We start from the raw sequence: 13203 nt of genomic DNA, 5'->3' as shown, positions 1-13203 counted from the left end.
CCCAATTCCCAATTCCCAATCCACGCAAGTAAATTCAGGAATCAAACCGGATTCCTATATTATTCATATTCAACAACTGAGAGGTCAGTTATGAGAATTGCAATTATCGGTGGTGGAGGCAGTGGTATGGCTACAGCTTACCTGCTTGATAAACAAGGGCATCATGTCACCGTGTTTGAACGGCAGGCGATGTTGGGGGGGCATATTCGGACACTTAACAAGAATGTGAAACCCAACCAATCTGATTGCAATGAAATGTTGGAAAGTGGAGTGCTAGAATTTCCTACCGTATTTCACAGCTTTGTTGCTCTTATGCAAGAGCTAGGAGTGGAACTAGAACCCATCCGTGTTGGTTCAGCTTTATTCCCCAAAGATGGCAGTCCCTTTTTCTCAAAGGTCACAATTGAGAACAACTATACAGGCATTAAAGGCTTCATTGAATATCTGCGGTTCGATACCATCCATACCCGTTCCCTTGGATTATGGCTAAAAACGCGATTTGCCCAGATGGAAGATTTTTACAATCAGCCACTGTCTCAATATGTAAACAACAAAAGTATAAGCAATACCTGGCTAAAGTTGCTGACGATGTATAGCTACTCAATGCCCTTTGAACTCATTGATAACTTTCCCGCAGAGATGGGAATTCCGATGTTACGCGACTACCTCGCAGTCAAATGGCTCAGGATTAAAGGCGGTGTATATTCCTATATTGAAAAAATTCTGGAGCGATTTCAAGGGGAAGTTTTGTTGAATGTGGAGATTGCTAATATTTCTAGAAGTCCAGATGGTGTGATAATCCAGCGATCTGCCTCTGGCGGCAGCGCTTCGCTATCGCAGGCTGATATCCAGGAGTTTGATAAAGTCGTATTTGCTACGCCACCCGACCAAGTGATAGCACTGTTAGCTGACCCAACCGAGGCTGAAATTAAACGCTTCTCAGATTGGAAAGCCAATTATGCAACCACTACAATTCATACTGATACTTCTATGTATGATAATCATCACATCCATCACGCCTCGGAATTTGATTTTTTCCAGACAGACACCCGATGGGGATATAACAGTTACTTGAATCAGCTTTGCGGCATCTCATCGCCACAGAATTATTTTTTATCGTTTCAACTAGAAGAATTGATTGCCAAAGATCGGATTATTCACACTCAAAAACATCACACTCCGTTGTATACCACTGAATCTTTTCGATATCGAGACGAAGTAGTTGCTACCAATGGAGAAAATCATACTTACTATGCGGGAGCTTATCTAGGAGATGGATTGCATGAAGGAGCGATCGCGTCTGCCTTTCGAGTTGCTCAACTCATCGGTTCACCCTTACCTGTCTCCATTTCTGGGTTCAAGGACAGAAACCTAGACACGGTAGAGATAGCGGCGGATACGGCGGGCATTGGGAAATATTTAACTCATCCCCGTTCCCATCGGTCTTGAGATTCTAGTTATAAACCAATACGCTTGGGTTAAGGGCCACTGGCAAAAATTTTGGGTTTTTGAGACGCGATAAATCGCCGTCTCTACAAGTTTTACCTAATGTGATATTTCGTTTCTATGGTTCTGTTGAATAATTTCATTCAAGGCAGCCATATCAATTAAAAATGCGTCATGTCCGTGGGTTGACTTTAACCACGACAGTTGAGCATTAGGAATTAAATTTGCTAATTCTTGTTGTTCTACTGGCGGATAGAGAATATCAGAATCAATGGCGACAACTAGAGTTGGTTGCTGGATGCTTCCGAGAACAGATTCATAATCTGATAAATTAGGAGCCGTGCGATCGCGTGCAATATCGTGGCCATCCATTGCATGGGTGAGGGTAATATAAGTATTGGCATCAAATCGTTCTGTCAGCTTTTGACCTTGATGCTGTAAGTAACTCGCTATAGCAAACTTCTCAGATGGATCATACTGCCGTCCAAAGCGGGTTGTAAAACTATCCCAAGAACGGTAAGTAGACATCGCCATCATTCTCGCCACTGCTAGCCCTTGGTTTGGAGGCGCATCCAGCGTGTAGTTTCCTCTTTGCCAATTTGGATCGGCATAAATTGCCTGTCTTTGGGCTTCACTTAATCCAATACACCAAGCGGAATGTCTGCCAGAAACAGCGATAGGTGCAATACTTTTTACCTTGTCGGGATATAATAACGCCCACTCCAGTGATTGCATTCCACCGAGCGAACCACCAATTACGAACTGCAGAGATTGAACACCCAGATATTCTAGTAGTACAGCTTGTAGGCGAACCATATCTCGGATTGTAATTTTAGGGAAGGATACACCATAAGGCTTTCCCGTTGTTGGGTTGATAGTAGTTGGCCCTGTTGTACCGTAACAACTTCCCAAAATGTTGCTGCACACAATAAAATCGCGATCGGGATTGAAGGCTTTCCCTGAACCAAACAAAGGTTCCCACCAATCATCAGCATCAGCCGAACCAGTTAAGGCATGACAAATTAGTACTCCATTATCGCCTTGAGCATTTAACTCTCCCCAGCTGCGATAAGCAATCTGAACTCCAATTAATACTTCGCCGCTTTCAAGTTGAAATGGCACTGTAAGCTGGTAAAACTGGGTTTGTGGTGAGATGAAATCTGAGTAGATCATATCTAGAAGTGGGGAGATGGGAGGCAGGGGGGCAGGGAGCAGAGGGCAGGGAGCAGGAGGAGAATAATTATTAATTATTGATTATTGCCCAATTCCCAATTTCCAATTCCCAATGCCCAATTCCCAATTAAGAATTAAATCTTAACTTGCCCAAATGCCTGCTGAAAATCCTCTTTAATATCGTCAATATGTTCAATTCCCACTGATACGCGCACTAAATCGGGCGTTACACCTGCTGAAAGCTGTTCTTCATCACTTAGCTGTTGATGAGTTGTGGAAGCGGGATGAATCACGAGGGTTTTAGCATCACCAACATTTGCTAAATGACTCGCCAATTTCACATGATTAATAAAAGCTTTACCTGCCTCCAATCCACCTTTGATGCCAAAGTTTAAAACTCCCCCAAAGCCATGCCGGAGATATTTTTTCGCTCGTTCATGATAAGGGTGATTAGGAAGTCCGGGATAATTAACCCATAATACTTGCTCTTGCTGCTCTAACCACCGAGCCAATTCTAAGGCATTGCTGACATGCCGATCTACACGTAAAGAAAGAGTCTCTAATCCTTGCAGTAAAAGAAAGGCGTTAAATGGACTCAAAGACGGGCCAAAATCCCGTAACCCCTCGACTCTAGCGCGGATAATAAAAGCAATGTTGCCAAAGGAACCGCTAGGCCCAAACACTTCTTGAAAATTCAGCCCATGATAGCCAGGTGCTGGCTCAGTAAATAGGGGAAACTTGCCGTTACCCCAGTCAAATTTACCCGAATCGACTATTACACCACCAATAGAAGTACCATGTCCACCAATCCATTTAGTTGCAGATTCCACTACAATGTCTGCACCATGTTCAATTGGTCGAGCTAGATATCCACCAGCACCAAAGGTATTATCCACAATTAAAGGAATGCCGTTTTCGTGGGCAATATGAGCTAAAGCTGCAAAGTCGGGAATGTTGAATTGAGGATTGCCAATAGTTTCAACGTATAACGCTTTGGTGCGATCGTCGATCGCCTGACGAAAACTTTCTGGATCGTCTCCCTCGACAAACTTGACTTTAATACCTAAACGTGGTAATGATACTTTAAACTGGTTATATGTTCCTCCATACAAAAAACTAGTGGAAACGATATTATCCCCAGCCTGAGCGATCGTACTGATTGCCAAGAATTGCGCCGCCTGGCCACTAGCGGTTGCTAATGCTGCTACACCCCCTTCTAGTGCAGCAATCCGCTTTTCAAATACATCCGTCGTCGGGTTCATGATTCGGGTATAAATGTTACCAAATTCCTGGAGAGCAAATAACCGCGCTCCGTGTTCGGTGTCGTCAAAAACGTAGGAAGTCGTTTGGTAAATTGGTACAGCACGGGCGTTAGTTCCGGGAGCCGGCTCTTGTCCAGCATGAACTTGCAGAGTTTCAAAACGATATTGTTCAGACATCAGCAGTTATTTTGGTTTCGAATTATATAAATAAGTAATGTGCTACTTGAGCGTTAGGCTAGATTAATCAACGGTAATTCTTAAGGCTTACCGTATTTTACAGTTATTTTTAGTAAATTAAATCATAGTGTAAGGGCGCACAGTTGTGCGCCCCTATCGTTGATTTTTGGCTGATTAAGTAAGTTAGGGAACCAACATTGAACGAGAATTAATCATCCCTGCCTCTTGAATCGTTGAAAAAGCAGTTTCCCCGATGATGCGATGAGCCGCAGCCGTTGGATGAATGCCGTCCCAGAACAAAAACTGATCTGGGTTACTACAGGTGCGATGCCTGCGGCTGGCATCGCCTACGCCAGATAGACATGGATTGATAACATTGGTAAAGTTAAAGGCTGCGGGATTTGCGATCGCATCTCGATACAGCGCGTTGGCATCTAATTGCACAATCTCAAGATCGGAATGCTGTTGACTTAGTACTTTTAGCGATCGCCTCAAGCCTTGATTATGTGCTTGTGTTAATCCACTGAGGTTCACAGAATTTGGACTGTTTGTAGTAGCAGGTAACTGTCCTAAATCTGGTAAATTTCCTACCAGAATCTTCTTAGCACCCACCTCAGTTAGAGAGTTGATTGCCGTCGTCACATTTTTAACAGGAATAGTTGCACTGTTTACTCCTTGCAAATAATCATTTGCGCCTGCCCACAGCACATATAAAGCATCTGAATTCGTCTGTTGATGTGTCTGCGTAAAAGATTGCACTTGATTTAGCAAGCTAGGTACATAGCTGTTGCCAACGCTGCCAGTAGTTGCTCCTCCATAAGCAAAATTATTAGTTTGCTTTGAGGAAAAATTGAGATATCCTGCAAGATACTCAATCCAAACCCGACCATTCGAGTAACGCCCTTGAAAGTAAGTTGGGTTCGGTGGGTACATTCCTCCTGTCGCCCGGAATACCATCCCTGTATCCGAAAGACTGTCTCCAAATACATAAAGTTCTGAGATGGGATGAGTTTTATCCATAAATTTTGCCGCTACAACCATAATAAAAATAAGGAGAGCAAGTCCTGTTCTTAAAAGCCACTTTTTTCTTTGCATTAAACTTTTCTGCAAACCCTAAAGACTACAGATGTTGATGATTATTTTGTGATTAAAGATTGAGCTTGCAATTCAATACTTCTCTAACTTAACAAGCTAGCTTGAGGGCTAGTGAGCAAAACCGGATACTTTCAGGTGTGGATTTTGCTAATTGTTTTAATGCCACGCTGTTGTGTTTTGTTCACAATGGAAGCATAGCCCTTCTCTACGAGAGGCTGCGTTCAGGAACCACCTGTTGTAGACATCGCAACAAAAAACCGATCAAAATACTTATGTTTGCATAAAGGCGATCGCCTGCTTGAAGAGTTGTAGAAAGAGCCTGCCATTCGGCACATGATACGTGACAATTTTTTGTAACAAACTTATGTAAAGCTGTAAAAAGAAAATGCCTTGTTAAAAAAACAGTATCTATGAACATACGTAAAGTCTCTACTACTCCCTTAAGCGACCAAAAGCCCGGTACTTCTGGGCTGCGGAAATCAGTTAAGGTTTTTCAGCAGCCCCATTACCTGGAAAATTTTATCCAATCCATCTTCGATTCTGTAGGGGACTTGCACTCTCAAACTTTAGTCTTGGGTGGTGATGGTCGTTATTACAATCGCCAAGCTATTCAAATTATTTTGAAAATGGCTGCGGCCAATGGTATTGGGCGGATTAAAGTTGGTCAATGGGGAATTTTGTCTACTCCTGCGACCTCCGCGATTATTCGCAAGTATCAGGCTATTGGTGGCATCATCTTGTCTGCTAGCCATAATCCGGGCGGTCCAAATGGTGACTTTGGCGTGAAATATAACATTAGCAATGGTGGCCCAGCACCGGAAAAGGTGACAGAGGCAATCTATGATCGCAGTAAAGTCATTGATAGCTACCAAATCCTGGAAGCACCAGATGTAGATTTAGAAACTTTAGGTGAATCACATTTGGGAGAGACGGTAGTTGAGGTGATTGACTCCGTACAGGATTATCAAGAGTTAATGGAGTCCCTGTTTGATTTTGAGCGGATTCAGCAACTGTTGACAAGAGGAAATTTTCGGTTCAGCATTGATGCCTTACATGCGGTAGCTGGCCCTTATGCCCATGCCATTTTTGAGCAACGTTTGGGCGCACCAGTGGGAACTGTGCAAAATGGTATACCCCTGGAAGACTTTGGGGGCGGACATCCTGACCCAAATCTTGTTTATGCTCATGATTTGGTAGATATTTTGTATGGAGAGAATGCGCCAGACTTTGGGGCAGCTTTTGATGGAGATGGCGATCGCAATATGATCTTAGGGCGTAAGTTCTTTGTCACCCCTAGCGATAGTCTTGCAGTGTTAGCCGCAAACGCCAAGCTAGTCCCTGGTTATAGTGAGGGTTTAGCTGGGGTAGCGCGATCGATGCCTACTAGCCAAGCAGTAGATCGAGTTGCTGCTCAGATTGGGATTAAATCTTACGAAACACCCACTGGCTGGAAGTTTTTCGGCAACCTCTTAGACGCGGGTAAAGCAACTCTGTGCGGTGAAGAAAGTTTTGGTACCGGTTCTAACCATATCCGCGAAAAAGATGGGCTATGGGCTGTGCTGTTCTGGCTGAATATCCTAGCAGTCCGGCAACAATCTGTTGAACAGATTGTACGGGAACACTGGCAGACTTATGGACGCAATTATTACTCCCGCCATGACTATGAAGAGATACAGACAGAGCAAGGCAACACTTTAATCGAAAGACTGCGTTCTTTATTGCCAAACCTTAAAGGCAAGCAATTCGGTAACTATCAAGTTGAATACAGTGATGACTTTAGTTATACCGATCCTGTTGATGGTAGCATTAGCGAGCAACAAGGTGTTCGCATTGGCTTTACCGATGGCTCCCGCATTGTAGTGCGACTTTCTGGTACGGGTACTCAAGGTGCAACCCTAAGAGTTTATCTAGAAAGCTACGAGCCAGATCCCGCCAAACATGACCTCGATCCACAGCAAGCACTTGCTTCTTTAATCACTATTGTCCAAGAGGTCGCCCAGATCCGCGAACTGACAGGACGGGAACAGCCAACTGTGATTACCTAATATAGCCCTCTTTTGTCACTTTAGGAGAATCCAATCGCTCAAACGGTTACGGGACTTTAATTTCTACTTTTTGTCTATAAATTTTAGTTTCTGTTAGAAAATAAAGCCTCAAACCTGGATTAAATCAAAGTCTCAGAATTTGGCTGAGATTATTGTTTTCCGAGAGTGACAAAAGAGGGATAGTTTTGAGCTTTGTAGTAAGGACTAAAGTTCTTACTACAAAATTGTTACCATTGCCATTACAGCGCTTCCGGCTATTATGCAATATAATTTTCTCCTTGCCCCTCTCCTATCATCGCTTTCAGCTTTTAGGATGTACCTCATAGCTGGCGGAAGTGCTGTAATTGGTGAAGCCCCGATATGATATTGCCAAGTCTGCGAGGAATATATCCCAATACAGCCGTTGCTGATTCCATGCATGAAAATGATTTTGCATAATACCAAAACACTTGTAGAGACAGCGATTTATCGCGTCTCAAAAACCCAAAATTTTTGCCAGTAGCCCTTAATTGAACCATATTGTAATATATCCTACTCTCTAGCTAAGGGATTATACCAATGATCACTTGGTGAGAGCAGTTTATCTGACTCAGGTGGGCCCCATGTATTTGGCTCATACTCGTAAACGGGTGTGACGTTATCAAGAATTGGCTGGACAATGCGCCATTCCTCTTCTACCGTATCTTCTCGTACAAACAAGGTAGGATCGCCCCGCATGGCATCACCCAATAGACGCTCATAGGGTTCCATCTCGTCGCCACCTCCGTAAAAGGCCAGGAGTTCAACCGCAGAGCCGCTCATATCTTCTCCAGGGATTTTAGTGCGAGCGCCCAATCCCACAATTACCTCTGGATCTAATAGAAAACGAACATAATTAGCGTTTTCTTTTCTTTCCTCCTGGAACACATTTAAAGGTGGACACTTGAGCTTGACCATCACCTCAGTAGTTTTAACAGGTAATTTCTTCCCAGCCCGGATGTAGATGGGAACTCCTGACCACCGCCACGTATTAATAAATAAGCGCACGGCAACAAATGTTTCTACTTGGGAGTCAGGAGAAACACCTTCTTCATTGCGGTAATCAGAAAATTGACCGCGAATAATATCATCAGGTTGCAGTGAAGGTATAGCTTTGAGAATACGTTCTTTTTCATCTCGAATCGAATCGCCAGCAGTACTGGCGGGAGCATCCATGCACACTGAAGCCAATATTTGCAGCATGTGGTTTTCCACCACATCCCGAATTGCGCCAGTCTCTTCATAGAAGCGTCCCCTTCCTTGGATGCCAAAGTCCTCTGCCATCACAATCTGGATGCTTTCAACATAGTTGCGATTCCAAATAGGTTCCAGAAAAGAGTTACCAAACCGAAAATAGAGTAAATTCAGCAGTGGTTCTTTGCCCAGGTAATGGTCGATGCGATAGATAGATGATTCGGGAAAAACTGATGCCAGAATTTGATTTAACTCACGTGCTGATTTCAAATCCCGTCCAAATGGTTTTTCAATTACCACCCGCGCATTTTTACCACAGCCTGATTCACCCAATCCTGAGACTACTTGTGCAAACAGGCTCGGTGGAATTGCCAAATAGTACAGAGGATGAGTGGCATCACCAAGGGTTTGACGTAATTTTTCGTAAGTTTCTGGTTTGTTGTAGTCACCAGCAACATACTGGAGTAGACCAGAAAGTTTCTCAAATGCGGCTTGATCTATACCACCATTTTGTTCTAGGCTATCACGTGCCCTTTCCCTAAGTTGGTCAGTCGTCCAAGGTCGTCCGGCAACCCCAATTACTGGGATATTAAGATTGCCCCGCCGTACCATTGCCTGAAGGCTGGGGAAGATTTTCTTGTAGGCCAAGTCACCTGTTGCCCCAAAAAATACCAGTGCGTCTGAATCAGGAGTTCCCATGACTAACCTCTCTAAGAATTAGCTTTTTAAAGTTGTGACTTCTGAATTCTTGCTTGTGGATTCTTTTGCAATTGGTATCAGAAAGCGCGACACTGATCAGGATTATACTCAGGGATTTCCGAAAAATAAATCATACCAATTTGGGATTTTAAATGAAAAATCCTTGCAAATTCTCAAAAATCTTAAAAATAACACTCCAGTAGATATAGGAATCCGGTTTGATTACTGAAATCATTTGCGTAGGTAGGCAATAGGATTTCAGAAGATTACGCTCCACCTAGCGAAACGATAGCTCTTTGAGGAAAAACTTTTTGGTTTACTATTTTTTAGTTAATGTGTCAGTTTAATTATTGTCCACTCAGTAAATACAACAAGCTTTGGGCTAAAATTACGTTTTAGTGTGTGTAATCATCCAAGTATCCTTATTTTAGATAACATTGCTATTGTCTAAAAATTAGAAATACGAGGATTAGCGATCGCACTGAAATTTGATTGTTCACCAATCGTAAGATTTTTAGAGGGTACTACCATGCAATATCTGCTAAAACGCGCATTCCTACCTGGCTTGATGGCTGCTACTTTAGCTGGTACTAGCTTAATCCCAGTTCAACCTGCTTCTGCTGATGACCGAGTTATTAATAATGCAGCCATTGGAGCCGGGGCAGGTGTATTAAGTGGAGTTGTAACAAATTGTGGTTCCGTATTAGACAATGCTTTTAAAGGTGCTGCTGCTGGTGCTGCTGTTAATGCTGCCAATGGTGCAAGAAGCAACAGAGCCAGAAGAAGAAACGGACGTTTACCTGTTCAAGATATTGCTGTAGGTGCTGGTGCTGGTGTATTGGCAGGTGCAATTTCTGGTGGTTGTAGAACTACCTGGAAAAATGGTGTCAATGGTGCTGCTGCTGGTGCTGCGGTTAATTTATTAGATAGAAGATCCAGAAGAAGATAAGAAGATCAACAACAACCAGAAGATTAATGAGAGTTCGTTTCCTCCATGTCTTGTTCTCCCTATGGGGGAAATTGGTCAGAGGACTGTTGTTGTACTTCACCCGCAATTCATATCACATCTCACCCGGAGGGGAGTGTGAGATGAATTGCGGTTTCAGCTAAATATTCAAGCGACCCTGGAGTAAACATTAGATACGTTTGCCCTACTACGGATAGAGAGATCGCTGCTACTGTTTTTGATTCTTTCTGATAGGCGCAGAAACTGACCCCGTTTTTAATTGGAGTAGGCGCTGAGTCAGGTCGGATTGAGTCAGCAAATGTAATATGGCTGGAGTACAACAAGGACAAAACAATGGTTCAAGGGGAAGCATGACTATTACTGTCTCAGATTTGTATATTGAGTTAGGCATTCATGGTGTATGTACTAACGACACCAGTATATGTGACGAACTAATTTAAGGGACTCTTATCAATCTTCTCGTTTTTCATGATGAGTTTAACGATTAGAAAAACTCACTCCCGGTGCTATTGTTATTACCACAACCGCTATCACAGGTGTTTTAGGTACCATTCAATTCAGAGTTAGTAGTTGCACCGACTGCCATTACTTGAGACCATTCACTGACGCGGTTGTTATCTAAGACGGCTCGCACTCGATAACCAAGCTGAATTTTATGCATTAGCAAGATCAAATCACGGTTGAGTAATCCTTGTGATTTTTCGTTTTCATTAGATGCAGCTTGTATACGAAAGCAGCGATCGCTTTGTCGTTTGAACTTGGGAGACTTGCCTTCCATCAGCACCGTTTGCAGTTCGTATGCTTCAGCTTCAGGATATGCTTCCCAGCAAAGTTGCCAGTAAGTCGACCAGCGAATTAGCTGGGCTGGTAATTCCTCGACTTCATCCGACAATGTAGACACAAGTCCGGTGACTGAAGGTTGTACCACTTGAGGCTGACTGGAGGTGATATCAGCAGTTACAGGGTTTATAAATCCTGGTTGCCCAACCTTCTGTGCAGCTATAGATGAACTATCATCAACAATTAGTATCAGCCCGAATATCAAAGTTAACAGCAGCATCAATCGTAGGCATTGTAATTGCACTAACGACAAGATTTTCAGATTCATAATTATGCAAAAGTTAATTGCTTAGGCACAAGCCAAGAAAAAAGATACCAGCCGTCATAAAAGAGATCCACGCTACACAACGAGCAGCTAAAAATACGGCTGGTATAGGAGTGAAAGCTGTCTCCCCTTACCACTCTACAGATGAAATCAGACTACCGTTGTCGGCATAAATTACTCTAGAACGGACATGGGTTTTGGGAGCCAATGTAGAATTGAAAACGGCGCTTCTTTGTCCAACTGCTGATTTTTCGCCGATAACTGAGCGGAATACAACAGAGTTTGGCCCTAGCCCGACTTTATCACCTATGCTGGTTTCCGGGCCATTAGCAACACCATTGACAACCTGCCTACCGCCATGAACTAGAGCGCGAGGCCCATAACCAACTCCATTACCAAGAGTCAAACTAGTGGTTTCTAATGCGTGAAAGACAACATCGTTTGCCATCCCAGCAATTGACCCAACATTAAAAGGTTCACCCTCATCAGCACGTAGCGAAATTCTATTAGCTATTTTGTTGTTGAGAGTTGCTAAAGAATCTTGGAAAGTAAGATTACCGATAATGCGGTTACGGAAGTTTGGATCACGAGTTTGACTTCCACCTATCTGCGGCAGACTTCCAGAATTAAAGAAGGTGAAGGGAGCATAATTAATTCCTGTGACGTTTGTCAAGTCTGCCCTAGCTAAATCTGTGTAACCTTTGGCAAATGCTTCATTGACTTCAATAATGCCTTCCATTAATGCAACGTCTGCTTGTGTCAGGTTGACTACTTTCCCCAAACTGCCACTACTAGCTTGTAGGTTAGTTGTGACGTTTTTACCGGGCAAAACAACTTTACCAGCAGGTAAGGTAACACCAGGGCCAATCCGTGCCAGAAAGTTGACTACTGTGTTTCTTTCTATAGTTGCACCATCTATTTCACAGTTGAAGGCGAGAAATGTCTCTGGAATAGTATTACTAAACTGAGTATTGGTAACTGGGTCAGTAAAAGGCCCGGTTAAGCCTTGAGTACCGATTTTAGCTGCACCTTTGATCGTGGCCATGTGTGCCAGAATGACACGCTCGCCAATCTCCACTCCCGTTCCTGAAGCTGTGATTTTCACTTGGTCTTGGGCATTAGAATCTGCTGCAATACTAATAGGAGCATCAGTAGCATCTAACTGGGCAAATGGAGCGACGTAGACTTTTTCGCCCAAGGTAATATATGTGGGATTGGTGATTGTTGCTGTTGGGTCAACAAAACTAGCTGACTCGGAAGGTGCGGTACTTGGGCATATAGGTAGGTTTCCCACAGTTGGATTACACGTTCCTCCAGCAGCTACTGCGGGTTGTATATATATCTGCGTGCTGATGGCAAACGCTAGGATAATTGCAATTAAAGCACTAAAAATTCGGCGAGGTTTGAACATGGAAAGAAAACTCCTCACGGTTTTTGGAATATTTGGCTATGGGATAATCTGCGCTCTTCACGTAAGAGATATAGTCAAGCAATTGCGTACAGTGGGCGAAACGCGATCGCCACCGCAGAAATTACTCAAAAATTACATTGCACTCGTCTGTATTTAGGCTCTTTTTCTGTTTGAGTATGAGAAATGCGGGTTAACCACCCCAATAACCTGCCAATCTGAAGACTACTTGCAAGATAGATGATAATAAGGAGTTCAAAAGTGGAACTGTAATTATCGTTGTTGCCCCAGCAGCCGCCTCATTGTAGACACTTTCCCAAGCTTCTGGCCCGCTAGTAGATTGTCCATGAACTTGTGTACTAACAGCTAACGTTAAGCCAAACGCAGCTAAACCAACTAGTATTGTGCGACGTTTCAACATTCTTTCTTGATACCTTATAGTTCACCAAGTTTATTGGGTAAGGTAAAGCGAAAAGGTACACGACATACTTAAACTTTTCGCTTTACTTTACCTAATAGCTTTCAAATTTAATTGAATCAAGTACAAATTGCTACATCCAGCAATTAACAATTAATTGTAGTCTTATTTGCTGTTTAAAACTAGAGTTTTAGAT

13 protein-coding genes are annotated in these 13203 nt (G+C 43.1%); 5 read left to right on the top strand and 8 right to left on the bottom strand.

Annotated features, from left to right (window positions below; all coding sequences use genetic code 11):
* The first annotated feature begins 90 nt into the window (after nt 1-90).
* On the top strand, nt 91-1449 hold the full coding sequence (locus GNF10_RS09245) for an FAD-dependent oxidoreductase (RefSeq protein WP_185584925.1): 1359 nt from the start codon (nt 91-93) through the stop codon (nt 1447-1449).
* A 96-nt stretch (nt 1450-1545) separates the two neighbouring features.
* Here the strand turns inward: GNF10_RS09245 and metX are convergent, their stop codons facing one another.
* The 3 genes from metX to GNF10_RS09230 form a co-directional block, all read right to left on the bottom strand.
* On the bottom strand, nt 1546-2619 hold the full coding sequence (metX, locus tag GNF10_RS09240; protein WP_185584924.1) for a homoserine O-acetyltransferase: 1074 nt from the start codon (nt 2617-2619) through the stop codon (nt 1546-1548).
* Between the two features lie 134 nt (nt 2620-2753).
* A complete protein-coding gene (locus GNF10_RS09235) occupies nt 2754-4058 on the bottom strand; it encodes an O-acetylhomoserine aminocarboxypropyltransferase/cysteine synthase family protein (RefSeq protein ID WP_185584923.1) in 1305 nt (434 codons plus the stop codon).
* 183 nt (nt 4059-4241) lie between these two features.
* On the bottom strand, nt 4242-5078 hold the full coding sequence (locus tag GNF10_RS09230; RefSeq protein ID WP_260446290.1) for an SGNH/GDSL hydrolase family protein: 837 nt from the start codon (nt 5076-5078) through the stop codon (nt 4242-4244).
* A gap of 485 nt (nt 5079-5563) precedes the next feature.
* On the opposite strand from GNF10_RS09230, the gene GNF10_RS09225 reads away from it, so the two are divergent.
* A complete protein-coding gene (locus tag GNF10_RS09225) occupies nt 5564-7198 on the top strand; it encodes an alpha-D-glucose phosphate-specific phosphoglucomutase (protein WP_185584921.1) in 1635 nt (544 codons plus the stop codon).
* 301 nt (nt 7199-7499) lie between these two features.
* Here the strand turns inward: GNF10_RS09225 and GNF10_RS38455 are convergent, their stop codons facing one another.
* On the bottom strand, nt 7500-7634 hold the full coding sequence (locus GNF10_RS38455) for a hypothetical protein (protein WP_260445826.1): 135 nt from the start codon (nt 7632-7634) through the stop codon (nt 7500-7502).
* A 95-nt stretch (nt 7635-7729) separates the two neighbouring features.
* A complete protein-coding gene (gene zwf / locus GNF10_RS09220) occupies nt 7730-9109 on the bottom strand; it encodes a glucose-6-phosphate dehydrogenase (RefSeq protein WP_185584920.1) in 1380 nt (459 codons plus the stop codon).
* Nucleotides 9110-9638: 529 nt separating this feature from the next.
* Here zwf and GNF10_RS09215 point away from each other — a divergent pair.
* On the top strand, nt 9639-10058 hold the full coding sequence (locus GNF10_RS09215) for a hypothetical protein (RefSeq protein ID WP_185584919.1): 420 nt from the start codon (nt 9639-9641) through the stop codon (nt 10056-10058).
* Between the two features lie 323 nt (nt 10059-10381).
* A complete protein-coding gene (locus tag GNF10_RS38450; protein WP_256874564.1) occupies nt 10382-10516 on the top strand; it encodes a hypothetical protein in 135 nt (44 codons plus the stop codon).
* 101 nt (nt 10517-10617) lie between these two features.
* Here GNF10_RS38450 and GNF10_RS09210 read toward each other — a convergent pair whose 3' ends face one another.
* Nucleotides 10618-11184 (bottom strand): hypothetical protein, encoded by a 567-nt coding sequence (locus GNF10_RS09210; RefSeq protein WP_185584918.1) that lies wholly within the window; start codon nt 11182-11184, stop codon nt 10618-10620.
* 127 nt (nt 11185-11311) lie between these two features.
* Complete coding sequence (locus tag GNF10_RS09205) at nt 11312-12592, bottom strand: acetyltransferase (protein ID WP_185584917.1); 1281 nt, start codon at nt 12590-12592, stop codon at nt 11312-11314.
* Here GNF10_RS09205 and GNF10_RS09200 point away from each other — a divergent pair.
* The gene (locus GNF10_RS09200) at nt 12591-12749 is read left to right on the top strand and encodes a hypothetical protein (protein ID WP_185584916.1); all 159 of its coding nucleotides are present in this window, start codon (nt 12591-12593) and stop codon (nt 12747-12749) included. The genes GNF10_RS09205 and GNF10_RS09200 overlap by 2 nt on opposite strands.
* Nucleotides 12750-12782: 33 nt before the next feature.
* On the opposite strand, the gene GNF10_RS09195 is transcribed toward GNF10_RS09200, so the two are convergent.
* The gene (locus GNF10_RS09195; protein ID WP_114081550.1) at nt 12783-13010 is read right to left on the bottom strand and encodes a hypothetical protein; all 228 of its coding nucleotides are present in this window, start codon (nt 13008-13010) and stop codon (nt 12783-12785) included.
* Nucleotides 13011-13203: the final 193 nt, after the last annotated feature.

The sequence above is a fragment of the Nostoc sp. UCD121 genome (assembly GCF_014222285.1).
Taxonomy (GTDB): domain Bacteria; phylum Cyanobacteriota; class Cyanobacteriia; order Cyanobacteriales; family Nostocaceae; genus Nostoc.
The sequence above is the reverse complement of the archived record's forward strand: the minus strand, read 5'-3'. Positions and strand labels throughout refer to the sequence as shown.

Bases quoted from the DNA above. Each gene is read 5' to 3' on its own strand.
- GNF10_RS09245 (WP_185584925.1), top strand. From the start codon at position 91: ATGAGAATTGCAATTATCGGTGGTGGAGGCAGTGGTATGGCTACAGCT.
- metX (WP_185584924.1), bottom strand. From the start codon at position 2,619: ATGATCTACTCAGATTTCATCTCACCACAAACCCAGTTTTACCAGCTT.
- GNF10_RS09235 (WP_185584923.1), bottom strand. From the start codon at position 4,058: ATGTCTGAACAATATCGTTTTGAAACTCTGCAAGTTCATGCTGGACAA.
- GNF10_RS09230 (WP_260446290.1), bottom strand. From the start codon at position 5,078: ATGGATAAAACTCATCCCATCTCAGAACTTTATGTATTTGGAGACAGT.
- GNF10_RS09225 (WP_185584921.1), top strand. From the start codon at position 5,564: ATGAACATACGTAAAGTCTCTACTACTCCCTTAAGCGACCAAAAGCCC.
- GNF10_RS38455 (WP_260445826.1), bottom strand. From the start codon at position 7,634: ATGCAAAATCATTTTCATGCATGGAATCAGCAACGGCTGTATTGGGAT.
- zwf (WP_185584920.1), bottom strand. From the start codon at position 9,109: ATGGGAACTCCTGATTCAGACGCACTGGTATTTTTTGGGGCAACAGGT.
- GNF10_RS09215 (WP_185584919.1), top strand. From the start codon at position 9,639: ATGCAATATCTGCTAAAACGCGCATTCCTACCTGGCTTGATGGCTGCT.
- GNF10_RS38450 (WP_256874564.1), top strand. From the start codon at position 10,382: ATGGCTGGAGTACAACAAGGACAAAACAATGGTTCAAGGGGAAGCATG.
- GNF10_RS09210 (WP_185584918.1), bottom strand. From the start codon at position 11,184: ATGAATCTGAAAATCTTGTCGTTAGTGCAATTACAATGCCTACGATTG.
- GNF10_RS09200 (WP_185584916.1), top strand. From the start codon at position 12,591: ATGGAAAGAAAACTCCTCACGGTTTTTGGAATATTTGGCTATGGGATA.
- GNF10_RS09205 (WP_185584917.1), bottom strand. From the start codon at position 12,592: ATGTTCAAACCTCGCCGAATTTTTAGTGCTTTAATTGCAATTATCCTA.
- GNF10_RS09195 (WP_114081550.1), bottom strand. From the start codon at position 13,010: ATGTTGAAACGTCGCACAATACTAGTTGGTTTAGCTGCGTTTGGCTTA.